The sequence below is a fragment of the Nonomuraea sp. NPDC048826 genome (assembly GCF_043198225.1).
In the GTDB taxonomy this organism is placed as follows: domain Bacteria; phylum Actinomycetota; class Actinomycetes; order Streptosporangiales; family Streptosporangiaceae; genus Nonomuraea.
This window is the reverse complement of the sequence record NZ_JBICUQ010000001.1, coordinates 1098441-1125437: the sequence shown is the minus strand read 5'-3', so window position 1 is coordinate 1125437 and position 26997 is coordinate 1098441. Positions and strand designations below refer to the sequence as shown.

Genomic DNA, 26997 nt, shown 5'->3' with positions numbered 1-26997 from the left:
GAGAGCCTGGCGACCGAGGTCGCTAGGCTCTCTCTCGTTGTGCGCCCCCCTTGTGCAGGAGATTTCGTGACCGCAGCAGCCGACTCCACCGGAGCCGCCCCCTCGCCGGACCCCGCCACTCCGACCGGCGCCGAGGCCCCCCAGAGCGGCGCCACGCTCGTCGACGGAAACGGCAGCGGAAACGGCGACGGGCACGCCGGCGGGGCCGCGCGGGCCGACGGGACGGCGACGGGGATCCCTCTCGGCGCGTACGGGCTGCCCGGCAAGCCGCTGGTCCGCGGACCGTTCCTGTTCGGGCTGACCGGCGGCCTCGGGGTGCTGACCGCCATCGCGCTCGCCCAGATGGTCGTCAGCTCGCTGAGCGTGATCATCATGATCGTGGTGGCGATGTTCCTGGCCGTCGGGCTCAACCCGGCGGTGGAGGCGCTGCAGCGGCGCGGCCTGGCCAGGCGGTGGGCGATCACGTCCGTGTTCGCGGCCGTGATCGTGATGTTCGTGCTGTTCGGCCTGGCCGTGGTGCCGCCGGTGAGCCAGCAGCTGGCCGACTTCGTGGCGGCCGTGCCCGGCTACGTCAGGGAGCTGAGCAGCCATCCGACGCTGCGCGAGCTCGACGCCGACTACCAGATCCTGCCGCAGCTGGCCTCGTTCGTCACGAGCACCCTCGGCCCGTCGCTGGCCACCGGGGTGGTGGGCGCGGGGCTGGTGGTGCTCGACGGCCTGTTCACCACGATCACGCTGCTCGTGCTCATGCTCTACTTCCTCGGTTCGCTGCACACGATCAAGGCCTACCTGCTCAAGCTGGTGCCCGCCTCGCGCCGCGACCGCACCGGGGCGCTCGCCGAGGAGATCCTGGGCGGCATCGGCGGCTACGTCGCCGGCAACATCCTCATCTCGGTCGTGGCCGGCGTGCTGACGTGGATCTTCCTGTCGATCGTGGGGGTCGAGTACGCGCTCGCGCTCGCCCTCGTGGTGGCCTTGACCGACCTGATCCCGCTGGTGGGCGCCACGATCGGGGCCGTGGTGGTGACCGGCGTGGCGCTGCTCGGGTCGGTGCCCGCGGGCATCGCCTGCGCGATCTTCTTCGTGGTCTACCAGCAGATCGAGAACTACGTGATCTATCCCAGGGTGATGAAGCGCTCGGTCGACGTGACCCCGGCGGTGACGGTGATCGCCGCGCTGGTGGGCGGGGCCCTGCTGGGCATCGTGGGCGCGCTGCTGGCCATCCCGGTGGCGGCCGCGATCGCCCTGATCATCCGGGAGATCGTGATACCCCGGCAAGCTCAGAGCTGAGGAAGCGCTCCACGGCCGCGTTGAACGCCTCCGGCTGCTCGACGGCGACCAGATGACCGGCCTTGGCGATGACCTCCAGCCGCCCTTCGGGCAGCGCCCCGGCCATGGCCTGGGCGTCCGTCGGCGGGGCCAGCTCGTCCTCGTCGCCGACCAGCACCAGCGCGGGCACCTTGAGCGCGGCCAGCGTGTCGAAGGAGTCGGGCCGGGCGGCCATCGCGCGCTGCGCCCAGGCCACCGCCTTGGGCGGCGCCGACTGCACCAGGCCCTTGACCCGACCGAACACCATGGCCCTGCGCTGCTTGGTGGTGGTCCCGATCAGGGCCGGGAGCACCTCCTTGACCAGCACGTCGCTGCCGTCGGCGAGCACGGCCCTGGCGATGCGCTCGCGGTTGTCGCGGGCCGGCTCTGCGTCGGGGCTCGCCTTGGTGCCGGCCAGGATGACGCCCAGCACCCGGTCGGGGTGGCGCCGGCAGAACGCCATGGTCACGTAGCCGCCCATCGACAGGCCGCCGACGACCGCGCGGTCGACGCCCTCCTCGTCGAGCATCCTGGCGACGTCGTCGGCCATGAGGTCGATCGACGGCTCGTCGTCGCCGAGCCGCGATCCGCCGAAGCCGCGCAGGTCGGGGGTGATGACCCGGCACGCCCTGGCCAGACCCTCCCGCTGGGCCAGCCACATGGCCGACGAGAGCGGGAACGCGTGGAGCAGTACGACCGGGAGCCCGCTCCCGGATGTTCTCGTGTAGAGCTGCACGGACCTCACGGTAACCCGGTTCCGCGCGACAATCACTCCACGATCCATGCCGATATGCGGCCAATGGCCCGTCCTGGTCGTCAAGCGGTGGTGAGGCCGCCGTCGACGATCAGCATCTGCCCGGTCATGTAGGCGGAGGCGTCGGCGGCCAGGAACACGGCGGGCTGGGCGATCTCCTCGACCGTGCCCCAGCGGCGCATCGGCACGTTGGCCACCGTCGCCTGGCCGTCGTCGCCGTCGTCCCAGAGGTTGCGGTTGAGGTCGGTGGCGGTCCATCCCGGGCACAGGGCGTTGACCCGCACGCCTGCTGCCGCCCATTCCAGGGCGAGCGTCTTGGTCAGGGCCACCAGGCCGGCCTTGGCGGCCGCGTACGGGGCCAGGAAGGGCGCGCCGAGCGCGGCCGCGGAGGCGATGTTGATCACGGATCCGCTGCCGCGGCCGAGCAGGTGAGGCGCGGCGGCGTGGCAGACGGCCATGGCCGAGTCGAGGTTGAGCCGCATGATCTTGTCCCAGCCGGTCAGCCGCAGGTCCTTGAACTCGACCAGGAAGTTGGACCCGCCCGCGTTGTTGACCACGACGTCGAGGTGGCCGAGCCCGGAGACGGCCTCGTGCACGGTCGCGGCGGCGGCGTCCCGGTCGGTCAGGTCGGCGGGGATGACCACGGCCTCCCGGCCGAGCGCGCGGATCTCCCCGGCCAGCGTCTCCAGCGCGTCGGCCGAGCGCGCCGTCAGCGCCACGTCGGCGCCGGCCTCGGCGTACGCGAGCGCGATGGCCCGGCCGATGCCCTTGGACGCCCCGGTGACCAGGGCCTTCTTGCCGTCTAGAGCGAACGCGCCCACGATGCCTCCTCCGTACTGACCGAACGGAATTCTATGGCGGTCAGATCTCCGTGGGGAGGGGGTGACGGTCGGGGACGATGCGGCGGACGATCTCGTTGAGCACGATGCGCACGTACGGCTCGCCCACCCACAGGTGCTTGGCGCCCTCGACGCCGACCACCTCGGCCTGGGGCACCCGCGCGAAGCGTCGCTCGGCCTCGTCGGGGCGCAGGTAGTCGTCGAACTCCGGCACCAGCGCGATCAGCGGCCGGCCGAACCTGGCCCAGGCGTCGAGGTCGTTCTCGTTGGCCCGGTGCAGCGGCGGCGACAGCAGGATGGCGCCTTCCACCACCGGGTCGTGCGCCCACTTGAGCGCCAGCTCGCTGCCGAACGACCAGCCGACCACCCAGATCCGCGGCAGGTCGTGGAACTCGGCGTACTCCAGCGCGGCCGCCACGTCGAACCGCTCGTCCGCGCCGCCGTCGAACGCGCCCTCGGAGGTGCCGCGCTCGGAGGAGGTGCCGCGGGTGTTGAAGCGCAGCACCGCCAGGTCGGCCAGCGCCGGCAGCCGGTTGGCGGCCTTCTTGTAGAGGTGGCTGTCCATGAAGCCGCCGTGGGTCGGCAGCGGGTGCAGCGTCACCAGGGTCGCCACCGGCGGCCGGTCCTCGGGCAGGGCCAGCTCACCGACCAGGGTCAGGCCGTCGCCGGTGTGCAGCTCGATCGGCTCACGCCGGGCGGGCAGCACCGTCGCCGCGCGAATCTCCACGTCGCTCCTTCGTCCATCCGTAGGGGGTCAATAGCGGCTGCGGCCGGGGCCGCGATCCAGTCTCTTGCGCCAGCACACCGGATGCCAGTGGCGGCGTTCCTCCTCGCCGCCCGGCCAGTCGGGCCAGGTGACCAGATGCGGCTGACCGCCCCGGATCTCCTGGTCGCAGCCGGGACAGCGGTAGTCCTTGGTCGACGTCTGACCGGTGAGCGAGCGGACCTTCCACGCCCCGTCGGGCCACTCCTCCACCCGATCGGTGCTGCGCGGGAAGGCGGCGGGGCGGGTGGGCTCCTTGCGCCGGGCGCGGCGCGGGCTCATGGCCGCGGGAAGGCGCGCACGCCCGCGGTGACGAGCTGGTCGAGCAGCGGCGCGGGGGCGAAGGCCGGCTCGCGGTACTCCGCGTACAGGGCACGCAGCCCGTCGCGGACCGTGTCGAGGCCGACGGACTCGATCGTGGCGAACGGCCCCGCCGGGTAGCCGCAGCCGAGCCGCATGGCCGCGTCGATCTCGTCGATCGAGGCGTAGCCGGACTCGTACATCCGCACGGCGTCGTTGAGGTACGGGTAGAGCAGCGCGTCCACCACGAACCCGGCCCGGTCCTTGCAGGCCACCGGCGTCAGCCCGATCACCTTCGTCAGGTCGGCGGCGGCGCAGGCCGCCTCCCGGGAGGTGAGGACGGTGGAGACGATCTCGGCCACCTGGTCGCCCACGAGATGGACGCCGACCAGCCGGCCCGGGTCGCGGAGCTGGACGGCGTGCTCGACCACCGGCCGGTCGGCCAGCCGGAGCAGCACGTCGGGCTCCCCGGACGACTTGAACCCGGCCGTGCGCAGCCGCTCGGCCAGCTCCTCGGCTCCCGGCCCGGCCACGTCGAACGTGATCACCGAGGACTTGGGCGGCTCGTGCGGCCGGGTCTCGGCGCCGTAGAAGCCGCGCCCGCTCTTGCGGCCCAGTAGCCGCGCCGAGACCAGCTCGCGCAGCACCGGCGCCGGCGCGTGGCGCCGGTCGCGCGTCTCGTCGAACAGCACGCCCATGATCTCGTACGCGGTGTCGAGCCCGATCAGGTCGAGCAGCTGGAACGGGCCCATCGGCAGCCCCGCGCCGTGGCGCATGGCGGCGTCGATGTCGTCGCGCCCGGCCACGCCCTGCTCCATCAGCACGGCGGCGTGGTTCAGGTAGGGCAGCAGCAGGCGGTTCACCACGAACCCGGCGCGGTCGCCGACGACCACCGCCGTCTTGCCGAGCCGTTCGGCCAGCTCGCGCATCGCCGGCACCACGTCCGGGTCGGTCACGACGGTGTGGACCACCTCGGCCAGCCGCATGACCGGGGCCGGGTTGAAGAAGTGGAGGCCCACGACCCGGCCGGGCCTGCCGGTGGCGGCGGCGATCGCGGTGACCGACAGCGAGGAGGTGTTGGTGGCCAGCACCGTCTCCGGCTTGCAGATGCCGTCGAGGTCGCGCATCAGGGCCGTCTTGTAGCCGAGCACCTCGGGGATGGCCTCGACCACCAGGTCGGCCTCGCGCAGGTCCTCCCTGGCGGTGGTGAGCGTGATCCGGCCGAGCACCGCGTCGCGGTCGGCGGCCGCCAGCTTGCCCCGGTCGACCGCGCGCTGGGTCGATTTCTCCAGGTGACCCCGGCCGCGGGCGAGCGCGTCGGCGTCGGCCTCCACCCCGATGACCCGCAGCCCGCCCCGGGCGAACACTTCCGCGATCCCGGCGCCCATCGTGCCGAGTCCGACCACTCCCACCATTTCAAAGGCCATGCTCGTAGTTTTACAGAGCCGCTAGGGTGGACTCTCATGCGGCTGGTCATCGCGCGTTGCAGCGTCGACTACATCGGACGGCTCACGGCACATCTGCCGATGGCGCCCAGGCTCGTGCTCATCAAGGCCGACGGCAGCGTGTCGATCCACGCCGACGACCGCGCCTTCAAGCCGCTCAACTGGATGAACCCGCCGTGCAAGCTCAAGGAGGACGGCGAGACCTGGACCGTCACCCACGGCAAGACCGGCGAGAAGCTCGTGCTGACGATGGCCGAGATCCTGCACGACTCCTCCCACGAGCTGGGCGTCGATCCCGGGCTCATCAAGGACGGCGTGGAGGCCCACCTGCAGGAGCTGCTCGCCGAGCACATCACGACCCTGGGCGAGGGCTACACCCTGATCCGGCGCGAATACATGACGGCCATCGGCCCGGTCGACATCCTGTGCCGCGACGCCAAGAGCGCCACCGTCGCGGTCGAGATCAAGCGCCGGGGCGAGATCGACGGCGTCGAGCAGCTCACCCGCTACCTGGAGCTGCTCAACCGCGACCCGCTGCTGGCCCCGGTGCGCGGGGTGTTCGCCGCGCAGGAGATCAAACCGCAGGCCCGGGTGCTGGCGGCCGACCGCGGCATCGAGTGCGTCACGCTCGACTACCACGCCCTGCGCGGCATCGAGCCGGAGAACCCGACGCTCTTCTGAGCCCTGCGGCAATCTAGTAAGCGAGGCCTTACCGTTCTATCTTGGCGTCATGACGACGCTCACATTCGATTCCCTCAACCCGGCGACCGGCACGGTCGTCGGGAGTCACCAGAAGCAGGACGCCGAGGCCGTGCGCGAGGCCGTCGGCCGGGCCCAGGAGGCCTCCGCCTGGTGGGAGGAGCTGGGACACGCGGGCCGCAGGCGCAGGCTGCTCGACTACAAGGCCGTGGTCACGCGCGAGCTGCGCGAGCTTGCCGCGCTGGTGCACGAGGAGACGGGCAAACCGGTCGCGGACGCCACCTTGGAGATCGTGCTGGCGATCACGCACATCGACTGGGCCGCCCGCAACGCGCGCAAGGTGCTCGGGCCGCGCCGGGTCTCCGGCGGAATGATCGGCGCCAACATGGCGGCCTCCGTGGAGTACCTCCCGCTGGGCGTGGTCGGGGTCATCGGGCCGTGGAACTACCCGGTGTTCACCCCCATGGGGTCCATCGCGTACGCGCTCGCGGCGGGCAACGCCGTGGTGTTCAAGCCGAGCGAGTTCACCCCCGGGGTGGGCGTGCGGCTGGCGGAGCTGTTCGCGGAGGCGGTGCCGGAGCACCCGGTGTTCCAGACGGTGACCGGGCTGGGCGAGACGGGCGCGTTCCTGGCGCGTGACCCCCGGGTCAAGAAGATCGCCTTCACCGGTTCGACCGCGACGGCCAAGCGGGTCATGGCGGCCTGCGCGGAGAACCTCACGCCGATGGTGGCGGAGTGCGGCGGCAAGGACGCGTTCATCGTCGACGCCGACGCCGACGTCGAGGCCGCGGTCGACGCGTGCCTCTGGGGCGCCCTGTCGAACGCCGGCCAGACGTGCGTGGGCGTGGAGCGGGTGTACGTGGTCGACGCGGTGTACGAGCCGTTCATGCGGAAGCTCTCGGAGCGGGCCGCCACGGTGAAGGCGGGCGAGCACTACGGGCCGATCACGATGCCGGGGCAGCTCGACATCATCAAGCGGCACATCGACGACGCGACCAAGTCAGGCCGGACGATCACGGGCGGCCCCGACTCGGTGCGGCCCCCGTACGTGGACCCGGTGATCCTGGAGGACGTGCCGGAGGACTCCCCCGCGGTGCGCGAGGAGACGTTCGGGCCGACGATCACCGTGCGCCGCACCAAGGACGCGCAGGAGGCGCTGGAGCTGGCCAACGACACGACCTACGGGCTCGCGGGCACGGTGTTCTCCGGGAACAAGCGCCGGGCGATGGCGCTGGCCCGGGCGCTGCGTACCGGGATGGCGTCCGTCAACTCGGTCATCTCGTTCGCCGGCGTGGCCTCCCTGCCGTTCGGCGGTACGGGCGACTCCGGGTTCGGGCGCATCCACGGCGCCGACGGGCTGCGCGAGTTCGCCCGCGCCAAGTCGATCTCGCGTCAGCGCTTCGCGGTGCCGGGAATGCGGCTGACCTCGTTCTCCCGTCAGCCGGACGAGCTTGAGCGGCTGATCAAAGTTGTCACGTTCTTGCACGGACGACGTAAGAGGTAATCTGTCTGCCCTTTCCACATTCCGATCATCCATCCATAATTGTGTGCTCGGGGGCCACGATCATGTTGGACGGGTGGAATGTGAACCGGTCTTACCGGGGAATGTCAGCGGCACAAAGGCTGGCAGACAGACGCGAGCGGCTGATGACAGCCGCCTACACGCTCTACGCGAAACCTGGTTTCGCGGCCACGACGATCGAAAGGCTGTGCTCAGAGGCGCGGATCTCCAACCGCGCCTTCTACGAATGTTTCGGCGGTCGCGAGGAACTCTTACAGGCGTTGCACGAACGCTGCGTCGAGGAAAGCCTGGCGGTGGTGTCGAAGGCCCTGCAGGAGGCGCCCAACACGCTCGACGGCCGGGTCCGGGCCGGAATCCGGGCATATATCGAGTTCGCCACCGCCGACTGGCGCCGGGCCCGCATCATGCATGTGGAGGTGCGGAGATCCGGCGACGTCCTGATGGTGTCGCGGCAACGGGCCATCGACTCCTTCGCGCGGCTCGTGGAGGAGGCATGGGCCGATTTCCCGCAGGCGCCGGGGGTGAATCGGCACCTGGTGGCGCTCGGTGTAATAGGCGGCCTCCAGGAGCTGCTCATCGAATGGCTGATGGCCAAGGAACCGCCGGAGCTCGATGAACTCGTCGGCGTGGCCGTGCATCTCTTCCTCAGGGCTCTGGCCCCATAACGGCCGCCCGCAATTGTTTCCAAATACCGGTGGAAAGGAATTACGCCACCGCGGCGGTCTGCGCTTCGACGTGGAGGACCCGGTTCAGCCGGGTCACCGCCAGGATCCGCATGATCCGCGGGGGGACCGCGCGCAGCACCACCCGGCGTTCGGCGTCGAGCGCGAACCGGTGGGTGCCCACGAGCACGCCCAGACCGGTGGCGTCGATCATCTCGAGTTCGGACAGGTCGAGGATCAGGTCGCCGGCGCCGGACTGGACCGCCTCGTGCAGGCGCTCCCGCACTCCCGCCGACGTGCCCGCGTCGAGCCGGCTGCCGATCCGCACCACCTGCCCCTTCAGATTGCCCCGGACGCGCATGCCACCTCCTTACTGGGGATAACCCCGACATATCTCCCCTACCCACGTACAGGCAGAGACACGACCGCCGTGAGCAGAAACTCCCCGTCGCCGTCGGGCGCGGCTGTCAGCACGCCGCCCACGGCCGCCACGCGCTCGCCCAGCCCGGGCAGCCCGCTCCCGGCGTCGTCGCCGTCGCGCGGCCCGGCGCCGTCGTTGCGTACCCGCAGCTCGGCCCGGTCGTCGATGACCCGCATGAGGATGTCGCAGTAGGTGGCCGTGCTGTGCTTGAGCACGTTCGTCGCGGCCTCGCGGACCACGTAGGCGAAGACGGCCGCCACCTCACCGGGCAGGTCGCGGTAGGGCAGATGGAAGCGGCAGTCGATGCCGGCCGCCTCGAGGACCTCTTTCACGCTATTCAGCTCAGCCGTCAAGTCAAGCTCGCGGTAGCCGCGCACGGCCTGCCGCAGCTCGCGCAGGGCCTTCCTGGTGAGCTCGTTGACCTCGGCCATCTGCGCCTTGGCGGCGTCGGAGTCGGTGTCCGCCAGCCGGACCGCGAGCCCGGTCTTGACCGCGATCGCGGACAGCCGGTGCCCCACGAGGTCGTGCAGGTCTCTTGAGAAGCGCAGCCGCTCCTCGGCCAGCGCCAGCCGGGTGTGCGCCTCCTTGCCCTCGTGCGCCCGGATGGTCAGCTCCAGCATCCACATCCACACCCGGTTGGCGGGCGGGTAGGCCGCGCACAGGACGCCGTACGTGATGCCCAGGAACAGCAGGTTCCGGTTCGCGCTCCACTCTCCGGACAACAGGACGGTCGGGTCGATCAGGTAGGTGAGGAAACCCAGCCCGACGCCCGTCACGAACGTCCCGGCCGCCAGGTAGACGGCGAGCCGGGGCCGTACCCCGAGCGAGGCCACCGACAGCCACGCGACCAGCGCCATGCCGAACGACATCGGGTCCGCCCCGCCGATCAGCGCCGCCAGGACGGCCAGCGCGCCGGCCGCCACCACCTCACGCGTCGGATACCGGTGCTCGATCATGGCCGTGCAGATCCGCAGGTAGAGCCAGGTGAAGCAGGCGATCAGGATGAGCGCGGGCACCCAGCGCGGCCACGGGAGCGGCTGCCGGTTGAGTGTCCACATGACGAGGCGGAAGCCGACGAACAGCCACAGGATGACCGCGAAAGTCGCCAGCATCCGCCAGGTCTTGCGACGCACCCGTTCGATCGCGTCCATTACTTGGCGCGCAGCACTTGACCGAGCTTCACCCTGGCCCCGGTGCGCAGCACCGCGCGCTCGTACACCTTGGCCCCGAAGGACAGCGTGCCCAGCACCGCGAGCACCATCAGCGCGACGGAGGCCCCGACCTGCCACAGGGGGACCTCGGTGGCCGCCATCCGCACCGGCATCACCATCGAGGAGAACGGCGGGATGTAGGAGACGATGGTGGCGACGGTGCCGGTCGGGTCGGTGGTGGCGTAGAAGGCCACGAAGTAGGCCGCCATGATGAGCATGGTCATCGGCGACATCACGTTGCCGACCTCCTCCTGGCGCGACACCAGCGACGCCAGCGCGGCGCCCAGCGTGGCGAAGAACGCGTAGCCGAGCACGAACCAGAGGAGCACCCCGGCGACGATGCCGACCATGCCGGGCGGGAAGTCGGCGGCGAACCCGGAGAGGAGCGAGGCCAGGATGCCGACCACGAGGATCGAGCCGAGGTTGATCAGGCCGAGCACCCCCAGCCCGATGATCTTTCCGCCGAGCAGTTGCCACGGACGCACCGAGCTGAGCAGGATCTCCACGATCCGGCTGCCCTTCTCCTCCACCACGCCCATGGCCACCATCATGACCTGGCCCAGGATGAGCATGAAGAGCACCAGGACCAGCACCACGGCGATGCCCGTCCGGGCGGCCTCGTAGCGGGTGTCCGCGCCGACGGACTCCATCCGCAGCGGCTCGATCCGCACCCCGGCGGCGCCCAGCTTCACCTCACGGTGCGTGCTCTGCATGATCATGCCCAGCTCGGTCTCGATCTCCCCGTCGGAGATCACCTTGCTGCCGTCGATCAGCGCCGCGTCCACGTCCCCGTCCAGCACGGCCTTCGTGGCCGCCGCCTCGTCGGGGAAGCTGCGCCACTCGAAACTCGCGTCCGGCAGCGCCGCCTCCAGCGGCAGCTGCTGCGAGTTCACGGTGCCGAGCGTGTACGCGTCGGGGCGGTCGAACACCTTGGGCGCGAACGCCAGGGCCGCCACCACCACGATGGTGACCAGCAGGCTGATGGTGAAAGCCCGGGTACGGATCTGCGTGACGATCTCCCGTCGCGCGATCAGCATCATCTCGTTCACGCCACGGCCTCCTTGAAGATCTCGGTGAGGGTCGGCTGCTCGACCCCGAAGTGCTCGACATGGCCCGCCTTGACGGCCCGGCGCAGGATCTCCTGGTCGTCGCCGTGCTCGGTGACCAGCACGTGCCGGTTGCCCTGCACGCTCACCTCTCCCTGCAGGCCGTCCGCCCACCCGGGAGCCGGGTCGCGGACCACGACCCGCAGCGAGCCGCCCGCGGCGGCGCGCAGGTCGCTGACCGTGCCGCTGGCCATCATCCGGCCCGCGGAGACGATGCCCACGGAGTCGCAGAGCCGCTCCACCAACTCGAGCTGGTGGCTGGAGAAGATGACCGGGACGCCGCCCCGGCACCGCTCCTGCAGCACCGTGGCCAGCGCCTCGACGGCGATCGGGTCGAGGCCGGAGAACGGCTCGTCCAGGATCAACAGCTCCGGGTCGTGCACCAGCGCCACGGCGAGCTGCACGCGCTGCTGGTTGCCCAGCGAAAGCGACTCCACGCTGGAGTCCCTGCGCTCGGTCAGCCCGAGCCGCTCCAGCAGTTCCTCGGACGACTTCCGCGCCCGGTCCCGGCTCAGCCCGCGCAGCCGGCCGAAGTACTCGATCTGCTCACCGGCCCGCATCTTCTGGTAGAGCCCGCGCTCCTCCGGCATGTAGCCGAAGCGCTGCCGGTCGGCGTACGTCACAGGCGCGCCGCGCCAGGTCACCGTGCCGGTGTCGGGCTTGAGCACCCCCATCACGATCCGCATGGTCGTCGACTTGCCGGCGCCGTTGGCGCCCACGAAACCGAACATCTCCCCAGGGCGGACGGCGAAGCCGATCCCGTCCAGGGCCTGCTTGCCCTCAGGCATCCCCGGGGCGCCGGCGAAGCGTTTGCGCAGTCCGCTGATCTCGAGCATCAGGTCCTCTCCTTCGTCATGTCTCGATGGTGGCGCAGCCGCGACGGCCCAGGTAGTCGCGGAAATCAGCGGCCTGGGATGCGGTACGCGTCCGTTCTCGATGACATTTGTCATTACGCTGAAGCCATGACGCGCCCAGACAACGACAAACCGGTCGTTCTCTCCCGGATCTACACCCGCACCGGGGACGACGGCACCACCACACTCGGCGACATGAGCCGGACGTCGAAGACCGACTCACGGCTGGCCGCCTACGCCGACGTGGAGGAGGCCAACGCCCATCTCGGGCTGGCCCTGTCGCACGACACCCTGCCGGACGACCTCGTCGCGGTGCTGCGGCGCGTCCAGAACGAGCTGTTCGACCTCGGCGCCGACCTGTCCAGCCCGGTGACCGCCAACCCCGAGTTCCCGCCGCTACGGGTCGAGCAGTCCTACATCGACTGGCTGGAAGAGCAGTGCGACCTGTTCAACGAGCGGCTCAAGCCGCTGCGCAGCTTCATCCTGCCGGGCGGCGACCCCGCCACCGCGGCGCTGCACCTGGCTCGGGTGACCGTCCGCCGGGCCGAGCGGACCACCTGGGAGGCCCTGGGCGAGCACGATGACATGAACCCGCTCACCGCCACCTACCTCAACCGGCTGTCGGACCTGCTCTTCATCCTGTGCCGGATCGCCCACGACGGCGACGAGATCCTCTGGAAGCCGGGCGGCACCCGCTAACGGGGTCAGGCGACGTCGAGATAGGCGCTCGGCGGCGCCGACTCCAGCCAGGCCAGGAAACCGGTCAGCGCGTCGGCGCTCATCGCCAGCGAGATGTCGCTGGTCGAGCCCGAGCAGTCGACCGCGTACAGGCCGTTGTCGAGCTCCCTGCGCCGGGAAACGACGAGGCCGCGCCTCGCGATCGCGTGACGCGGCCTCAGTCGCACATCCCAGAGGGGAATCCAGTGGAGTTCCCCGTCGGCGTAACGAGCCACTCCGGCACGCCAGCCCCGGTCTCCCGCCCGCAGGCGGCAGGGTACGTTGCCGCGGCGGGCCACCAGAAAGACCCGCGCGCTCAGGACGGCGGCCAGCAGCGCACAAACGACCAACGTTGCCACCATTGCCGCCCCCAAGGCTCGTGTAAGTCAGACCTCTTCGCCGGCCGCACGCAGCCGTGCCCGAGCCCGCTTGGCCTCGAGCGCCGCGTCGGCGTCTTCCTGGTTGGCCTCGATCGAGGCCTGGGCCCGGTCGAGAGCGTCACGGGCCGCCGCGACGTCGACCTCGGAACCGAGCTCGGCCACCTCGGCGAGCACCGAAACCTCGTCGTCGGCCACGGAGATGAAGCCCCCGTGGACCGCGGCGACCAGGTCGCTCTCGCCCTCCCGCTTCACACGCAGCACGCCGCCCTCGACGAGGACGCCGAGCACAGGTGCGTGTTGCGGCATGATACCGATCTCGCCGTCCACGGTCTTGGCAATCACCATGTCGGCCTCGCCCGACCAGATCTCACGCTCGGGTGAGACAACCCCTACGCGTAGCTTCGCCACTTGTGTAGGTTCCTTTCCGATCAGGTGGTGGCACGGCCGGCCGCCGCGCCACCACCATAGGGGCGATTTAGCGGCGCTCGAGTTCCTTGGCCTTGGCCACGGCCTGGTCGATGCCACCGACCATGAAGAACGCCTGCTCGGGCAGGTGGTCGTACTCGCCCGCGCACAGCCCCTTGAAGGAGGCGATGGTCTCGTCCAGCGGCACGGTCTCGCCCGGCTGGCCGGTGAAGGCCTCGGCCGCGTACATCGGGTGCGACAGGAAGCGCTCGATGCGACGGGCCCGCTGGACGGTGACCTTGTCCTCCTCGGAAAGCTCGTCGATACCGAGGATGGCGATGATGTCCTGGAGCTCGCGGTACTTCTGCAGGATCCGCTTGGTCTCCTGAGCCACCCGGTAGTGCTCCTCGCCGACGATCTGCGGGTCGAGGATCCGGGAGGAGGAGTCGAGCGGGTCCACCGCGGGGTAGATGCCCTTCTCCGAGATCGGCCGCGACAGAACGGTCTGCGCGTCGAGGTGCGCGAACGCGTTGTGCGGGGCCGGGTCGGTGATGTCGTCCGCGGGGACGTAGATCGCCTGCATGGAGGTGATCGAGTGACCACGCGTCGAGGTGATGCGCTCCTGGAGCACGCCCATCTCGTCGGCCAGCGTCGGCTGGTAGCCCACCGCGGACGGCATGCGGCCGAGCAGGGTGGAGACCTCGGAACCGGCCTGCGTGAAGCGGAAGATGTTGTCGATGAACAGAAGCACGTCCTGCTTCTGCACGTCGCGGAAGTACTCCGCCATCGTCAGGGCCGAGAGCGCGACGCGCAGCCGGGTGCCCGGCGGCTCGTCCATCTGACCGAAGACGAGCGCGGTGTCCTTGAGGACGTCCGCCTCCTCCATCTCCAGCCAGAGGTCGTTGCCCTCACGGGTGCGCTCGCCCACGCCGGCGAAGCACGAGGTGCCACCGAAGTTACGGGCGACGCGGCGGATCATCTCCTGGATCAGAACGGTCTTGCCGACGCCCGCGCCGCCGAACAGACCGATCTTGCCACCCTGCACGTACGGGGTGAGCAGGTCGATGACCTTGATGCCGGTGACCAGCAGCTCGGTGCGCGACTCGAGCTGGTCGAAGGGCGGGGACGGACGGTGGATGCCCCACCGCTCCTCGATCTTCAGCGACGAGGTGGGCACGTCGAGCGTCTCGCCCAGCGCGTTCCACACGTGGCCCTTGACGACGTCGCCGACGGGCACCGAGATCGGGGCGCCGGTGTCGACGACGGCCTGGCCGCGGACCAGGCCGTCGGTGGGCTGCATGGAGATGGCCCGGACGAGGTTGTCACCCAGGTGCTGGGCGACCTCGAGGGTCAGGGTCCTGGTCTCGCCGCCGAGGGTCACGTCGACCTTGAGCGCGTTATAGATGTCGGGCATCGTCTCGACGGAGAACTCCACGTCGACGACGGCGCCGGTGACACGTGCCACGCGGCCAGTGCCGGCCGCGGGGGTTTCTACAGTTTCAACAGCCTCTGCAGTCATTTCACTCTTTCCCCGCTGCGGCGTCAGCGAGCGCGTTGGCGCCACCGACGATCTCGCTGATTTCCTGGGTGATCTCGGCCTGGCGAGCCTGGTTCATCTGCTGGGTGAGAATCCGCATCAGCTCGTTGGCGTTGTCGGTCGCGGACTTCATCGCGCGCCGCCGCGCGGCCTCCTCGGAGGCCGCGGACTGCAGCAGCGCGGTGAAGATGCGCGACTCCACGTAGCGCGGCAGCAGCGTCTCCAGCACGTCGCCCGCGGTCGGCTCGAACTCGAAGTACGGCGGGATCGCGGTGGATTCCGTCGCCTCGGTCTCCTCGACCTCCAGCGGCAGGATCCGCCTGACCACGACGTTCTGCGTGAGCATCGAGACGAACTGGGTCGAGACGATGTGGATCTCGTCGATCCCGTTGTCGTCCTTGAAGGAGTCGATCAGCGTGGTCGCGATCTCCTTGGCGTCGGCGTAGGTCGGGTTCCGGGAGAAACCGGTCCACTGACCGCCCATCTCGCGCTGGCGGAAGGAGTGCCAGGTGACACCCTTGGTCCCGCTGACGAACGGGACGTACTCCATCCCGCGGCCCTCGATGAGCCCGCGCAGGGCCTCGGCCTCGCGCAGCACGTTGGCGTTGAAGCCGCCGCAGAACCCGCTGTCGCTGGTGACGATGAGGACGCCCGCCTTGGCGGGGTTCTCCTTCGCCACGGTCAGCGGATGGTCGACGCTGGCCGCGTTGCTGACGACGCCGGTGACGGCGCGAGTGATCTCACGCTCGTACGGCAGCGCCGCCTGCATCCGCATCTGCGCCCGCACGATCCGTGAGGAGGCGATGAGCTCCTGGGCGCGCGTGATCTTCGCGGTCGACTTGACCGAGTTGATCCGCCGCCGCAGCAGCCTTAGCTGGGCACCCATGGCCTACTTCTTCTCCGCCGGCCGGACGACCTTCTTGATCTTCTCCTGGCCGACCTCGTCGGCGCCGAGCGGCGCCACCGGCTCGTCCTTCACCAGCAGCTCGCCCGAGGAGGTGGTGAAGCCCTTCTTGAACTCCGTGATGGCGTCCTTGAGAGCGGTCACCGCGTCGTCCGGCAGCTCCTTGGTCTCGCGGATGCCGTCGAAGACGCCCTTGTGCGAGGAGGCGAGGTAGTCGAGGAACTCCGTCTCGAAGCGGCGGACGTCCTCGACCGGCACCTCGTCGAGCTCACCGGTCGTGCCGGCCCACACCGACACCACCTGACGCTCGACCGGGAACGGCGAGTACTGAGGCTGCTTGAGCAGCTCGACCAGACGCTGACCGCGGTCGAGCTGGGCCCGGGAGGCGGCGTCGAGGTCGGAGGCGAAGGCCGCGAACGCCTCCAGGTCGCGGTACTGCGACAGGGAGAGCTTGAGCGTGCCGGCCACCTTGCGCATGGCCTTGACCTGGGCGGAACCGCCGACTCGGGAGACGGAGATACCGACGTTGATCGCGGGGCGGACGCCCGCGTTGAACAGGTCGGTCTCCAGGAAGCACTGGCCGTCGGTGATGGAGATGACGTTGGTCGGGATGAACGCCGACACGTCGTTGCCCTTGGTCTCGATGATCGGCAGACCGGTCATCGAGCCCGCGCCCATGTCGTTGGAGAGCTTGGCGCAGCGCTCCAGCAGGCGGGAGTGGAGGTAGAAGACGTCACCGGGGAACGCCTCGCGGCCCGGCGGGCGGCGCAGCAGCAGCGAGACGGCGCGGTAGGCGTCGGCCTGCTTGGTGAGGTCGTCGAAGATGATGAGGACGTGCTTGCCCTGGTACATCCAGTGCTGGCCGATGGCCGAACCGGCGTAGGGGGCGATGTACTTGTAACCCGCGGGGTCGGAGGCCGGGGCGGCGACGATGGTCGTGTACTCCAACGCGCCCGCCTCCTCCAGGCGGGACCGCACCTGCGCGATCGTCGAGCCCTTCTGGCCGACGGCGACGTAGACGCAGCGCACCTGGCGCTCCGGATCGCCCGACAGCCAGCCCTCACGCTGGTTGAGGATGGTGTCGACGGCGATCGCGGTCTTGCCGGTGCCACGGTCGCCGATGATCAGCTGACGCTGGCCGCGGCCGATCGGGGTCATGGCGTCGATCGCCTTGATGCCGGTCTGCAGCGGCTCCTTCACGGGCTGCCGCTGGACGACCGACGGGGCCTGCAGCTCCAGGGCGCGCAGCGCCTCGTGCTCGATCGTGCCCTTGCCGTCGAGCGGCTTGCCCAGGGGGTCGACGACGCGGCCGAGGAAGTTGTCGCCGACGGGCACGGACAGGACCTCGCCCGTCCGGCGGACCGTCTGGCCCTCCTCGATGCCGGCGAACTCGCCGAGGATAACGACACCGATCTCACGAGGGTCGAGGTTCAGTGCCAGGCCGCGCGTGCCGTTCTCGAACTCGAGCAGCTCGTTCGCCATCGCCGAGGGAAGGCCGGAGACATGGGCAATGCCGTCGCCGGCGTCGACGACGGTCCCGATCTCCTCGCGCGCGGCGCCTTCCGGTTCGTACGCCTGGACGAAGCGCTCAAGCGCGTCCCGGATCTCGTCCGGCCGGATCGTAAGCTCCGCCATCTCTACTCTGTCTCCCTATTCGCCTAGCCGGCCAACCGGCGGCGGACTTCTTCGATTCGTCCCACAATGGTGGTGTCGATGATCTCGTCGCCGATGCGGACCGAGAAACCACCGAGCACTCGCTTGTCCACCTCGACGTTCAGGTGCACGTCACGGCCATAGGAGGAACGCAGCCACGCGCTGAGGCGCTGCTTCTGCTCCTCGGTCAGCTCGACCGCGCTGCGGACCACGGCGACCAGGCGCTGGCTCTGCTGAGCCACCAGGCGGCCGAACTCCTCAAGCCCTGATTCCAGGCTACGTCCTCGTGGATGTGTCACGACCTGGTTGATGAGCCGCAACGAGCTCTGTGCGACCTTGCCGTCGAGCAGGGACCGCAGCAGCTCGCGCTTGCCTTCCTGGGGGGCCGCCGCGTCACTGAGCGCGCGGCGCAGCTCCGGGGTGGCGGCGACGATGCGGCCGAAGCGGAAGAGCTCGTCCTCCACGTCGCCGAGCCGTCGCCGGCTCTCCGCCTCGGCGGCGGCGGCGATCACGCCGAGCCGCTCCAGCACATCGGCCAGGTCGCCGACGCGCGACCACCGGGCCGAGACCGCCGCCTCGGTGGTGGCGACCGCCGCCTCGCTGACCTTGCCCTCGAGCAGCACGCGCACGGTCTGCGCCTTCTGCTCGGCGGGCCTGGCCGGGTCGGAGAGCGCCCGGCGCAGGCCGTGCTCACGGTCGAGCAGGTCCGCGATCTCGAACAGCTCGTCGGAGAGCGTGCCGAGGTCGGCGCTGCCGGCGACCGCGTTGAAGCGCTCCTCGACCTCTGCGAGAGACGTCCTGCTCAAGCCACGCATTAGCGCACCGCCTGCGCGTTGGAGCTCTCCAGCTCGTCGAGGAACCGGTCGACGATGCGGCTCTGCCGGGCCTCGTCCTCCAGCGACTCGCCGACGATGCGGCCGGCCAGATCGGTCGACAGGCGGCCGACCTCGGTGCGGAGCTGGGCGAACGCCGCCTGGCGGTCGGCCTCGATCTGGGCGTGCGCGGCCTCGACGAGACGACGGGCCTCGGCCTGCGCCTCCTCGCGGAGCTCCGCCTTGATCTGCGCGGCCTGCTCGCGAGCCTCCTCGCGGAGCCGGCCCGCCTCGCGCCGCGCCTCTTCGAGCTGCTCGGCGTACTGCTGCTGCAGAGCCTGGGCCTGGGCCTGGGCTTCTTCCGCCCTCTTGATGCCGCCCTCGATGGCGTCGGTCCGCTCGGCCAGCGTCTTCTGGACGCGGGGGACGAGGATCTTACCGACGACGCCGACGACGACCAGGAACGCGAAGATACCGACGATGAGCTCGTAAGTGTGCGGAAGAAGAGGGTTGGCGCCCTCCTCAGCCACCACCGCGTGGAGCGTAGCTGCCAAGTTCATGGATGCAGCCTTTCGTCAGGGGATTCTTCTGGTCGTCAGAGAGCCTGGAAGATGAACGGCGCGACCAGACCGATCAGGGCGAGGGCCTCGGTGAGGACGAAGCCGAGGAGCATGTTCTGGCGGATCAGGCCGTAGGCCTCGGGCTGACGCGCGATGGCCTGCACGCCCTGACCGAAGATGATGCCGACGCCGATGCCGGGGCCGATGGCGGCGAGACCGTAACCGATGGCGGTGACGTTGCCGGAGACCTCAGCGAGAAGACCCATTGCTCTTATTCCTTTACTGGACGGCCGGTGAAGTGGAGTCTCACCGGTCATGGATATTCCGGTATGTGGTTCTCAGTGCTCCGCGTGCAGCGCGCCACCGATGTACATCGCGGCCAGCATCGCGAAGAGGAATGCCTGCAGGAACTGGATGAACATCTCGAAGCCCGTGAGGATGACGGTCATCACCACACCGAGGATGCCGATGGTCGAGCCCGGCAGGGTCAGCTTCTCGATGAGGAACCAGAAGCCCACCATGCTGAAGAAGGCGAGCAGCATGTGGCCCGCGAACATGTTCGCGAACAGTCGCACGGCGTGCGTGAACGGCGCGATGATCATGTTCGAGAGGAACTCGATCGGGGCCAGCAGCAGGTAGATCGGCTTCGGCAGCCCCGGAGGGAACATCATGTTCTTGAAGTAGCCGATGCCGCCCTGGTGCTTGACGCCCAGGTAGATCTTCAAAATGTAGATCGAGATCGCGAGCACGAACGGGAACGCGATGTGCGAGGCGACCGGGAACTGGATGAACGGGATGACACCCATGATGTTCCAGACCAGCACCAGGAAGAAGACGCTGACGAGCAGGCCCATCCACCGGTCGGCGTCCTTGCCCAGGAAGGGCCGGGCGACCTGGTCGCGGACGAACATGTAGCCGTACTCGGCGACGTTCTGCACTCCCCTGGGCACGAGCTTGGGCTTGGCGAAGGCCGCCCAGCAGAAGCCGATCACCAGGATGGAGCTCAGGATGGCGAGCAGCACCGGCTTCGTCAGCCAGGCAATGCCGGCGATGGGACCCAGGTTGAACAGCTCGTCGGGCGTCGGCGCCCGGAACTGGTCACCGGGTGGTGCTAGGACCGTCAGCGCACTCACGCGGCGTTCCCTTCAACGTCGTAGTGGATCACAGGAGTTTCCTCGGCGAAGCGGTCGCGGTGTGGGGCTAGCGACCGTGCCGTCGGTAGACCGCGTAGCCGGCCAGCACCAGCCCCAGGACGATGCCTATGGGGAAGAACGCGGACAGGTCGAGCCAGCGGTCCAGCAACCAGCCGATGCCGCCGTAGACCGCCATCCCGGCGAGAAGATAGCTGGGGACCGACCACATGGCGTCGGCGAAGTCGCGACCGTCTGTCTCCGGTCGGCGTTCCTGTTCGCTCATCGCGGCCCTGACGATAGCAGGCGGGCAGAGGACTAGTCATATCGGACCCCGTGTTTTACCAGGCTCATCGGTCGCCCTGTCCGGGGACTTTGGCGTCGGGGTCGACGTACAGCATCTTGGTCTTGAGGAAGGCGCGGACCTCGAAGGCCGTCCAGACGATCGTGCAGACCACCACGGTCCAGGCGAAGGCCTGCGGATTCCACAGCGTGGTGTCACCGAACGTGGCCAGCATCAGCATGATGACGATGACCTTCACGAGGTAGCTGCCCATCGCGGCGATGGCCATCAGCTGGGGCGAGACCCGGGCCGCGTACGACACGGCCACCACGCTGACGCTGAAGAAGACGCACACCAGGAGCACGCCGATCGCCGCGCCCAGCGCTCCCTTGCCACCGGCCAGGACGAAGGCCGCGATCAGGGCGATCGCTCCGACCCCGAGGGTGGGAAGCGCGGCGCTCTTGAGTACGCGCACGTCGTTGGCCTGCATCGGTGCTCCATTAGGCAGTTATCAAGCGAGCGTTTGCTACCTCCAGAACCTACGGGTCTGGAGGCCCTGCTCGTGAAAGATATCACAAGCTCACGGAAGACCGCTTTTACCTGCCGTTTCTAGTTCGCGATCACGAACGACCCGGATAGAGGGGAATGACCGATTTCGGCTCGGTGCCCGTCCGTTCCTGCGTCGGGCCGTACGGCGGCATCCGCCGACCGGCCTCGAACTCCGGCCTGACCGGCGGCATCGGGCCGGTCGGCGGGCCGTCGTCATCGTCGTCGCTCGACGGCCTGCCCTTCGAGGCGTGCGCGCCGCCCCGGCCACGCCAGCGCGGCAGGGCCATCAGCACCAGCACGCCGATGGCGAGGAGAATCACCACGGGGAACGCCAGGACCGGCACGCTGACCACGGACATCGCGAAGATGCCGAACGCGAACAGGAACGTCCAGGCGTACATGATCAGCACGGACCGGCGGTGGGAGTGGCCGATGTCCATCAACCGGTGGTGCAGGTGGCCCCGGTCGGGCGCGAACGGCGACATCCCGTAAGAGGTGCGGCGGACCACGGCCGTTATGAGATCGATGAGCGGGAGCACCAGCACCGCGGCCGGCACCAGCAGCGGCAGCAGCACGCCGAACCGGTTGATGCCCTCGACGACCGACGGGTCGACCGGCATCACGGTGACGAGCGACGAGGCCAGCACCAGCCCGATGAGCATCGCACCGGTGTCGCCCATGAAGATCTTGGCCGGATGGAAGTTGTGCGGCAGGAAGCCGATGCAGGCGCCGATGAGCACGGCGGAGATGGCCGCGGCCGTGGTGATGCGGTCGCCGCTGATGTTCTGGCCGAGATAGATGGAGTAGGCCCAGGTCGCCATGGCGGCGATGCAGACGATCCCGGCCGCGAGGCCGTCGAGCCCGTCGACGAAGTTGACCGCGTTGATCGCCACCACCACGACGAGGATCGTGATGATCGTGCTCAGCGTGTAGTCGAGGCTGGTGGAGCCGCCCCAGTCCTTCGGCAGCGGGAGGTAGGTCAGCCGCAGGCCGAAATGGACCAGCACCCCGGCGGCGGCGATCTGCCCGGCCAGCTTGATGAAGGGGTCCATGCCCCACCAGTCGTCGAGGAAGCCGGTGACGGTGATCAGGCCGCCCGCCACGATCAGGGCCACGACCGGCTCGCCGTCGGAGGTGGACAGCGCCTCACCGGTGTTGGCCAGCCGACCGGCCACCAGCAGCCCGACGACCAGGCCGCCGTACATCGCCAGGCCGCCCAGCCGGGGCGTGGGCGTGGTGTGCACGTCACGTTCGCGGATCTCGGGGGCGGCGCCGATGCGGATGGCGAACCGGCGCACCAGCGGGACCAGCAGATATGTCACCGCTGCCGCGATGAGTGCCATGAACAGGTATTCGCGCACGAACCTAGTTTCCCGGATGCTCCGGCCATCTGTGACCGGAAAACGACACAGACCAGCTTATATTTGGGGCGCATAAGGCTGATGTATGGCCAACAGCGCCCGCACCTTCTCCCGGACGTCCGCCGCCGACTCCGGCTCGCCCACCGCGCGCGCCACCAGCGCGCCGATCTCCTCCAGGTCCCGGGGGCCGAGACCCTGGGTGGTGACGCACGGCGTGCCCACCCGGACGCCCGAGGTCACCCGGGCCGGCTCGGGATCGTACGGGATCGCGTTCCTGTTCAGCGTGATGCCGGCCGCCGCGCATCGGAGCTCGGCCTCCGCGCCCGTGACGCCGAGCCCGCGCACGTCGATCAGCGCCAGATGGGTGTCGGTGCCGCCGGCGACCGGGCGCATGCCCGCCGCGGCCAGCGCCGCGCAGAGTGCGCGCGCGTTGGCGATCACCTGCCGGGCGTACGCGGCGAACTCCGGCCGCCGCGCCTCACCGAACGCCACCGCCTTCGCCGCCACCGCGTGCATCATCGGCCCGCCCTGCGTGAACGGGAACACCGCCCGGTCGACCCGCGCGGCCAGCTCGTCCGTGCACAGGATGCCGCCGCCGCGCGGCCCGCGCAGCGTCTTGTGGGTGGTGAAGGTGACGATGTCCGCGTACGGGACGGGCGACGGGATCGCCCCGCCCGCGATCAGCCCCATCGGGTGCGCCACGTCCGCCATCAGCCACGCCCCCACCTCGTCGGCGATCCCCCGGAACACCCCGAAGTCGATCAGCCGCGGATAGGCCGTCGCGCCGCACACGATCACCTTGGGCCGATGCCGCAGCGCCAGGTCCCTGACCTCGTCGTAGTCGATCAGCTCCGTGTCGCGCCGCACCCCGTACGAGGCCACGTCGAACCACCGGCCGGAGAAGTTGGCCCGCGAGCCGTGCGTCAGATGGCCGCCGTGCGGCAGCGCCATGGCCAGCATCCGATCACCCGGCTGCAGCAGCGCCGCGTAGGCGGCGAGGTTCGCGGACGCGCCCGAATGCGGCTGCACGTTGGCGTGGTCGGCGCCGAACAGCTCGCGCGCCCGCCGGACGGCCAGCCGCTCGGCCCGGTCGACGACCTCGCAGCCGCCGTAGTAGCGGTTGCCCGGATAGCCCTCCGCGTACTTGTTGCTCAACGTCGAACCGAGCGCCGCCAGCACGGCGGGCGAGGCGAGGTTCTCGCTCGCGATGAGCTGGACACCGCCGCGCACCCGCTCGACCTCGTCGAGCAGCACGCGGGCCAGCTCCGGGTCCCGCTCCTCCAGGATCCCGAAGTCCGGGCCGTAGAAGGGTCCTGCACCCATGACCCCACTGTACGGCGACGTACCTGTTTGTCCTAGTTTGGCGTCGCCGCTGGTGCTCGGTCCCTTTCAGGAGTCCTCAGGAGAAGGCGTGCGGCGCCCCGGCGGGAGCGGGGATCCACCGAGGCGTGTCGGCCGCCTCGTCGCTGATGGCCGTCAGCACCGCCTGCCGGTAGAGCGCCAGCCGGGACCGCCACTGGCCGATGTCCTCCACATAGCGCGAACCCACCGGCGCGTCCCAGGTCTGCGGGCTCCTCGCCCGGCCGTAGACCTTGTCCACGGTGGTCGTCAGCATGTCGAGCAGCGGCAGCGCCTCCTGCCAGGCGGTGACCAGCCGTTGGTACTCGGGATTGAACTCCCAGACCCGGGGCTCCGCGTCGAGCGGACCCGTCGCGGTGGACGGCGGCATCTCGCCCAGCTCGCGAGGACGCGGCGCGGGCGGATCCACGTACATCAAGCGCTCCTCCCATCGTCGTCACCACGCCGAGGCCCCTCGGGCTCGACCTGCCCAGGCGGCCCATCGGGCCCCGGCCGCTCACCGGACACGCCGTCAGCGGCCCTCTCGATCAACGCACGCAACTCGTCCACGTCGGGCGTGACCCCGTCCCGAGCCACCACACCCCCGTACTCCCCCACCCCATCCCCGTCCCGCCCCCGACCTTCACCATCCAGACGCACGCCATCAGAGCGCGGCCCCTCCCCATACGTCACATCCCGCACGACACCCGGACCCACCCCGTCGGAGCGCGGTACATCCCCGTACGAGACCTCCCCCACGCCACCTCCGCCGTCCGGACGCACCCCATCAGGGCGTGGGCCTTCAGGGAACGGCGTGTCGCGGTACGAGGTCATGCTGTCGGGGAGTGAGACACCGGCACTCACAGTGGTCGTGGCGCCGTTGTCAGGGGCCGGGGTAGGCGGAACCACCAGACCGGTGCCAGTGTCTCGCGAGGCGGCATCCTGGCCGGTCCCAGGCGTGCCGGAGGCGGCGCGTCCCTCACCTGAAGGACGGGTGTCCTGGGACCCACCGTCGCAGGCGCCCCCAGTACCCCCTCCATCCGCAGAGTCGCCGCCTGGAGACCCGCCATTGCCATAGCCGCTACCCGCGGAGTCGCCGCCCGCAGACGCGCTGTTCCCGTGATTGCCGCCTGAGGCGTCGCCGTAGCCGCCGGTGGCGGGGTTGTTCGTGGAGCCATCGGTCGGGGAGTTGTCAGCGGGGGCACCGTACGTCGAGTCGCCGGTAGGTGCGGGGTTTCCCATCGGGGAGCCATTTGCGGTGCCGCCGGCGGGGGTGCCGTCGACGACGGGCATGTCGGCGGGCTCGGCCTGGTCGAGGTTGTCGAGCAGGTTCTCCAGTTCGTTCGCGGTGGGTGGGTCGAGGGGCACCTGGATGACCTTGACCCCGTCGACCTCGACGACCCGCGGCCTGGTGGTTTCGATGTCGTCCGGATGATCCTTGCGCGGGGTGTCGGCGACGTTCTGGCTGGATCCGTCCCGGGGCTCGCCGACGTCGGGTTTCTCGGTCCCGGGCCGGTCGTCGCACACCCCGTCCTGCCTGCCGTCCTCGGCCGGCCTGGTCGCGGACCGGTCCTCGTCCGTGGTCCCCTGGTCCCCCACGTCGGGTTTCCCCTGGTCCCTGGCGTCCGGCGTCTCTCGGTCGGCGTCCGGCTTCTCCTGATTCGCGTCCGGCTTCTCATCCCGGGCCTCGGCGTCGGGCTTCTCACCACGCGCGTCGCTGTCAGGCTTGTTCTCAGGCGTGTCGGCGTCCGGCTTGTCCGCCCCCGGCTTGTCCTCGCGAGCCCGGGCGTCGTCGTCACACTTCCCGTCCCGCTCGCCATCCCCCTCAGGCTTCGACCCGGACCGATCATCGTCCGGTTTCTCATCCCGGGCCTCGGCGTCGGGCTTCTCACCACGCGCGTCGCCCTCAGGCTTGTTCTCGGGGGTGTCGGCGTCCGGCTTGTCCTCACGAGCCCGGGCGTCCTCGTCACACTTCCCGTCCCGATCCTCGGGCCGGTCCTTGTCGGGCTTCTCGCCCTCGGGCTTGCCGTCCCGGTCCTTGTCGGGCTTGTCCCCGTCCGGCTTCCCATCCCGCGCATCAGCGTCGGGCTTCTCACCGCCCGGCTTACCGTCCCGATCCTTCTCGGGCTTCTCGCCCTCGGGCTTGCCGTCCCGATCCTTATCGGGCTTGTCCCCGTCCGGCTTCCCATCCCGCGCATCAGCGTCGGGCTTCTCACCACCCGGCTTACCGTCCCGATCCTCAGGCCGATCCTTATCGGGCTTCTCCCCCTCGGGCTTACCGTCCCGATCCTTGTCGGGCTTGTCCCCGTCCGGCTTCCCATCCCGCGCATCAGCGTCGGGCTTCTCACCACCCGGCTTACCGTCCCGATCCTCCGGCCGATCCTTCTCGGGCTTCTCACCCTCCGGCTTACCGTCCCGGTCCTTGTCCGGGTTGTCGGTGCGGGGGGCGGGGTCGCGGGTGTCGTCGGTGGGTGGGTCGGTGCGGCGGTTCTCGCCGGCGGCTCGCTTCTCCAACAGCTCCAGGCGGGCGGAGACGTCCTTGACCATCCGGTCCGCCGCATCCGCGATCTGCACGGGCCGGTGGGTGGTCTGGAGGGACAGGCCCGCCCTGGACATCAGCCGTGAGACGCGCCCTTCCGTCTCCCGCATGTCGACGGCCGCCCGTTTGGTCTCCGCCAGCAACTCACGGACCAGCTGCGGATCCATGCCGTCGAACTTGCCCATGGGCCACTCCCGGACGTCGCTGCTCCGGGTCTCACCGTACGCACGCCGCCACCCACCGCGCAGGCGGGATAAGCAGACGGTATCGGTCAGCCGTCGGTGGCCACGTACCCGATGATGCCGCGCAGCTTCTCGACCGGGATGGCGCCGCGGCGCAGCAGGCGGGGCACGGCGGTGGTCAGGTCGAGGATCGACGACGGGGTGTCGTCGGCGGTCTTGCCGCCGTCGAGGTAGACGGCGACGGCGTCGCCGAGCTGCTCCTCGGCCTCCGCCGCGGTGACGGCGGCCGGCGAGCCCGAGCGGTTGGCGCTGGAGACGGCCATCGGGCCGGTCTCCTTGAGCAGGTCGAGCGCGACCGGGTGGAGCGGCATGCGCAGCGCGACCGTGCCCTTGGTGTCGCCGAGGTCCCACGACAGTGCGCGGTTGGCCTTGCAGACGAGGGTCAGCGGCCCCGGCCAGAACGCGTCGATCAGGTCCTGGCCGTACGGTCCGAGGTCCTCGACGAGCGCGTTGGCGGCGCGTACGGTGCCGACGAGGACGGGCGGCGGCATCTCGCGCCCGCGGCCCTTGGTCGTCAGCAGCGCGGTGACGGCCGCCGGGGTGAAGGCGTCGGCGCCGATCCCGTACACCGTGTCGGTCGGCAGCACGACGAGCTCGCCGCGCCGGACGGCGGCGGCCGCCTCCTGGAGGCCCTCCGCCCGCTGGTCGAGGTCGCTGCAGTCAAAACGCTTGGTCACGGTCTCGTTGCCTCACTCCGCCCGCG

Annotated in this window: 30 protein-coding genes; 5 read left to right on the top strand and 25 right to left on the bottom strand. The window is 69.9% G+C overall.

All coding sequences use genetic code 11. From position 1 onward, the window contains the following. Positions 1 to 66: 66 nt before the first annotated feature. Positions 67 to 1290: an AI-2E family transporter gene (locus tag ACGFI7_RS05505; protein WP_393399434.1), complete on the top strand. Its 1224-nt coding sequence runs from the start codon at positions 67 to 69 to the stop codon at positions 1288 to 1290. Here ACGFI7_RS05505 and ACGFI7_RS05500 read toward each other — a convergent pair. The 5 genes from ACGFI7_RS05500 to ACGFI7_RS05480 all read right to left on the bottom strand — a co-directional run bounded on the left by ACGFI7_RS05500 (position 1250) and on the right by ACGFI7_RS05480 (position 5391). After that, the gene (locus ACGFI7_RS05500; protein ID WP_393399431.1) at positions 1250 to 2044 is read right to left on the bottom strand and encodes an alpha/beta fold hydrolase; all 795 of its coding nucleotides are present in this window, start codon (positions 2042 to 2044) and stop codon (positions 1250 to 1252) included. The genes ACGFI7_RS05505 and ACGFI7_RS05500 overlap by 41 nt on opposite strands. Before the next feature lie 80 nt (positions 2045 to 2124). After that, positions 2125 to 2883 (bottom strand): SDR family NAD(P)-dependent oxidoreductase, encoded by a 759-nt coding sequence (locus ACGFI7_RS05495; protein WP_393399428.1) that lies wholly within the window; start codon positions 2881 to 2883, stop codon positions 2125 to 2127. Between the two features lie 40 nt (positions 2884 to 2923). Then, complete coding sequence (locus ACGFI7_RS05490; RefSeq protein ID WP_393399426.1) at positions 2924 to 3628, bottom strand: alpha/beta hydrolase; 705 nt, start codon at positions 3626 to 3628, stop codon at positions 2924 to 2926. 27 nt (positions 3629 to 3655) lie between these two features. Beyond that, complete coding sequence (locus ACGFI7_RS05485) at positions 3656 to 3946, bottom strand: ATP/GTP-binding protein (protein ID WP_393399423.1); 291 nt, start codon at positions 3944 to 3946, stop codon at positions 3656 to 3658. Beyond that, entirely contained in the window at positions 3943 to 5391 is a 1449-nt protein-coding gene (locus ACGFI7_RS05480) for a 3-hydroxyacyl-CoA dehydrogenase family protein (protein ID WP_393399421.1), read from the bottom strand. Before ACGFI7_RS05480 ends, ACGFI7_RS05485 begins: the two co-directional genes overlap by 4 nt. A gap of 36 nt (positions 5392 to 5427) precedes the next feature. Between ACGFI7_RS05480 and nucS the strand changes: the two genes are divergently transcribed. The 3 genes from nucS to ACGFI7_RS05465 all read left to right on the top strand — a co-directional run bounded on the left by nucS (position 5428) and on the right by ACGFI7_RS05465 (position 8295). Further along, on the top strand, positions 5428 to 6090 hold the full coding sequence (gene nucS / locus ACGFI7_RS05475) for an endonuclease NucS (RefSeq protein WP_393399418.1): 663 nt from the start codon (positions 5428 to 5430) through the stop codon (positions 6088 to 6090). A gap of 49 nt (positions 6091 to 6139) precedes the next feature. Then, complete coding sequence (locus tag ACGFI7_RS05470; RefSeq protein ID WP_393399416.1) at positions 6140 to 7612, top strand: aldehyde dehydrogenase family protein; 1473 nt, start codon at positions 6140 to 6142, stop codon at positions 7610 to 7612. Between the two features lie 143 nt (positions 7613 to 7755). Next, positions 7756 to 8295: a TetR/AcrR family transcriptional regulator gene (locus tag ACGFI7_RS05465; protein WP_393399413.1), complete on the top strand. Its 540-nt coding sequence runs from the start codon at positions 7756 to 7758 to the stop codon at positions 8293 to 8295. 40 nt (positions 8296 to 8335) lie between these two features. Here the strand turns inward: ACGFI7_RS05465 and ACGFI7_RS05460 are convergent, their stop codons facing one another. The 4 genes from ACGFI7_RS05460 to ACGFI7_RS05445 are packed head-to-tail and all read right to left on the bottom strand — an operon-like array spanning position 8336 to position 11866. Continuing rightward, entirely contained in the window at positions 8336 to 8653 is a 318-nt protein-coding gene (locus ACGFI7_RS05460; RefSeq protein WP_393399411.1) for an STAS domain-containing protein, read from the bottom strand. A gap of 38 nt (positions 8654 to 8691) precedes the next feature. Next, a complete protein-coding gene (locus ACGFI7_RS05455; protein WP_393399409.1) occupies positions 8692 to 9864 on the bottom strand; it encodes a sensor histidine kinase in 1173 nt (390 codons plus the stop codon). After that, positions 9864 to 10964 (bottom strand): ABC transporter permease, encoded by a 1101-nt coding sequence (locus tag ACGFI7_RS05450; RefSeq protein WP_393399616.1) that lies wholly within the window; start codon positions 10962 to 10964, stop codon positions 9864 to 9866. The genes ACGFI7_RS05455 and ACGFI7_RS05450 overlap by 1 nt, the downstream gene beginning before the upstream one ends. 5 nt (positions 10965 to 10969) lie before the next feature. Further along, complete coding sequence (locus tag ACGFI7_RS05445; protein WP_393399407.1) at positions 10970 to 11866, bottom strand: ABC transporter ATP-binding protein; 897 nt, start codon at positions 11864 to 11866, stop codon at positions 10970 to 10972. Between the two features lie 126 nt (positions 11867 to 11992). Here ACGFI7_RS05445 and ACGFI7_RS05440 point away from each other — a divergent pair, with 126 nt between their 5' ends. Beyond that, entirely contained in the window at positions 11993 to 12583 is a 591-nt protein-coding gene (locus ACGFI7_RS05440; protein WP_393399405.1) for a cob(I)yrinic acid a,c-diamide adenosyltransferase, read from the top strand. A gap of 5 nt (positions 12584 to 12588) precedes the next feature. Here ACGFI7_RS05440 and ACGFI7_RS05435 read toward each other — a convergent pair whose 3' ends face one another. From ACGFI7_RS05435 to ACGFI7_RS05360, 16 genes are all read right to left on the bottom strand, one after another. Beyond that, complete coding sequence (locus tag ACGFI7_RS05435) at positions 12589 to 12963, bottom strand: DUF2550 domain-containing protein (protein WP_393399403.1); 375 nt, start codon at positions 12961 to 12963, stop codon at positions 12589 to 12591. A gap of 24 nt (positions 12964 to 12987) precedes the next feature. Beyond that, entirely contained in the window at positions 12988 to 13389 is a 402-nt protein-coding gene (locus tag ACGFI7_RS05430; protein ID WP_393399401.1) for a F0F1 ATP synthase subunit epsilon, read from the bottom strand. A gap of 67 nt (positions 13390 to 13456) precedes the next feature. After that, on the bottom strand, positions 13457 to 14905 hold the full coding sequence (atpD, locus tag ACGFI7_RS05425; protein ID WP_393399399.1) for a F0F1 ATP synthase subunit beta: 1449 nt from the start codon (positions 14903 to 14905) through the stop codon (positions 13457 to 13459). A gap of 1 nt (position 14906) precedes the next feature. Further along, positions 14907 to 15809 (bottom strand): F0F1 ATP synthase subunit gamma, encoded by a 903-nt coding sequence (locus ACGFI7_RS05420; protein WP_393399397.1) that lies wholly within the window; start codon positions 15807 to 15809, stop codon positions 14907 to 14909. A 3-nt stretch (positions 15810 to 15812) separates the two neighbouring features. Beyond that, entirely contained in the window at positions 15813 to 17462 is a 1650-nt protein-coding gene (gene atpA / locus ACGFI7_RS05415; RefSeq protein WP_393399395.1) for a F0F1 ATP synthase subunit alpha, read from the bottom strand. A 23-nt stretch (positions 17463 to 17485) separates the two neighbouring features. Next, positions 17486 to 18295 (bottom strand): F0F1 ATP synthase subunit delta, encoded by an 810-nt coding sequence (locus ACGFI7_RS05410; protein WP_393399393.1) that lies wholly within the window; start codon positions 18293 to 18295, stop codon positions 17486 to 17488. Then, complete coding sequence (locus tag ACGFI7_RS05405; RefSeq protein WP_393399390.1) at positions 18295 to 18852, bottom strand: F0F1 ATP synthase subunit B; 558 nt, start codon at positions 18850 to 18852, stop codon at positions 18295 to 18297. Before ACGFI7_RS05405 ends, ACGFI7_RS05410 begins: the two co-directional genes overlap by 1 nt. A 35-nt stretch (positions 18853 to 18887) precedes the next feature. After that, the gene (atpE, locus tag ACGFI7_RS05400; RefSeq protein WP_148033915.1) at positions 18888 to 19118 is read right to left on the bottom strand and encodes an ATP synthase F0 subunit C; all 231 of its coding nucleotides are present in this window, start codon (positions 19116 to 19118) and stop codon (positions 18888 to 18890) included. Positions 19119 to 19190: 72 nt separating this feature from the next. After that, positions 19191 to 19985, bottom strand: coding sequence for a F0F1 ATP synthase subunit A (gene atpB, locus ACGFI7_RS05395; RefSeq protein WP_393399387.1), 795 nt, complete (start codon positions 19983 to 19985; stop codon positions 19191 to 19193). Positions 19986 to 20052: 67 nt separating this feature from the next. Continuing rightward, positions 20053 to 20268 carry an AtpZ/AtpI family protein gene (locus ACGFI7_RS05390; RefSeq protein ID WP_187281350.1) on the bottom strand — a complete coding sequence of 72 codons (216 nt, stop codon included), beginning with the start codon at positions 20266 to 20268 and terminating at the stop codon, positions 20053 to 20055. Between the two features lie 64 nt (positions 20269 to 20332). Continuing rightward, positions 20333 to 20755, bottom strand: coding sequence for a hypothetical protein (locus ACGFI7_RS05385; RefSeq protein ID WP_393399384.1), 423 nt, complete (start codon positions 20753 to 20755; stop codon positions 20333 to 20335). 130 nt (positions 20756 to 20885) lie between these two features. After that, positions 20886 to 22175, bottom strand: a complete 1290-nt coding sequence (locus ACGFI7_RS05380; RefSeq protein ID WP_393399381.1) for a glycosyltransferase family 4 protein — start codon at positions 22173 to 22175, stop codon at positions 20886 to 20888. A 57-nt stretch (positions 22176 to 22232) separates the two neighbouring features. Next, positions 22233 to 23498 carry a serine hydroxymethyltransferase gene (glyA, locus tag ACGFI7_RS05375; RefSeq protein ID WP_393399379.1) on the bottom strand — a complete coding sequence of 422 codons (1266 nt, stop codon included), beginning with the start codon at positions 23496 to 23498 and terminating at the stop codon, positions 22233 to 22235. A gap of 76 nt (positions 23499 to 23574) precedes the next feature. Then, positions 23575 to 23949, bottom strand: coding sequence for a hypothetical protein (locus tag ACGFI7_RS05370; protein ID WP_393399377.1), 375 nt, complete (start codon positions 23947 to 23949; stop codon positions 23575 to 23577). Then, positions 23949 to 26237 carry a hypothetical protein gene (locus ACGFI7_RS05365; RefSeq protein WP_393399375.1) on the bottom strand — a complete coding sequence of 763 codons (2289 nt, stop codon included), beginning with the start codon at positions 26235 to 26237 and terminating at the stop codon, positions 23949 to 23951. The genes ACGFI7_RS05370 and ACGFI7_RS05365 overlap by 1 nt, the downstream gene beginning before the upstream one ends. An 86-nt stretch (positions 26238 to 26323) precedes the next feature. Beyond that, the gene (locus ACGFI7_RS05360) at positions 26324 to 26971 is read right to left on the bottom strand and encodes an L-threonylcarbamoyladenylate synthase (protein WP_393399372.1); all 648 of its coding nucleotides are present in this window, start codon (positions 26969 to 26971) and stop codon (positions 26324 to 26326) included. Positions 26972 to 26997: the final 26 nt, after the last annotated feature.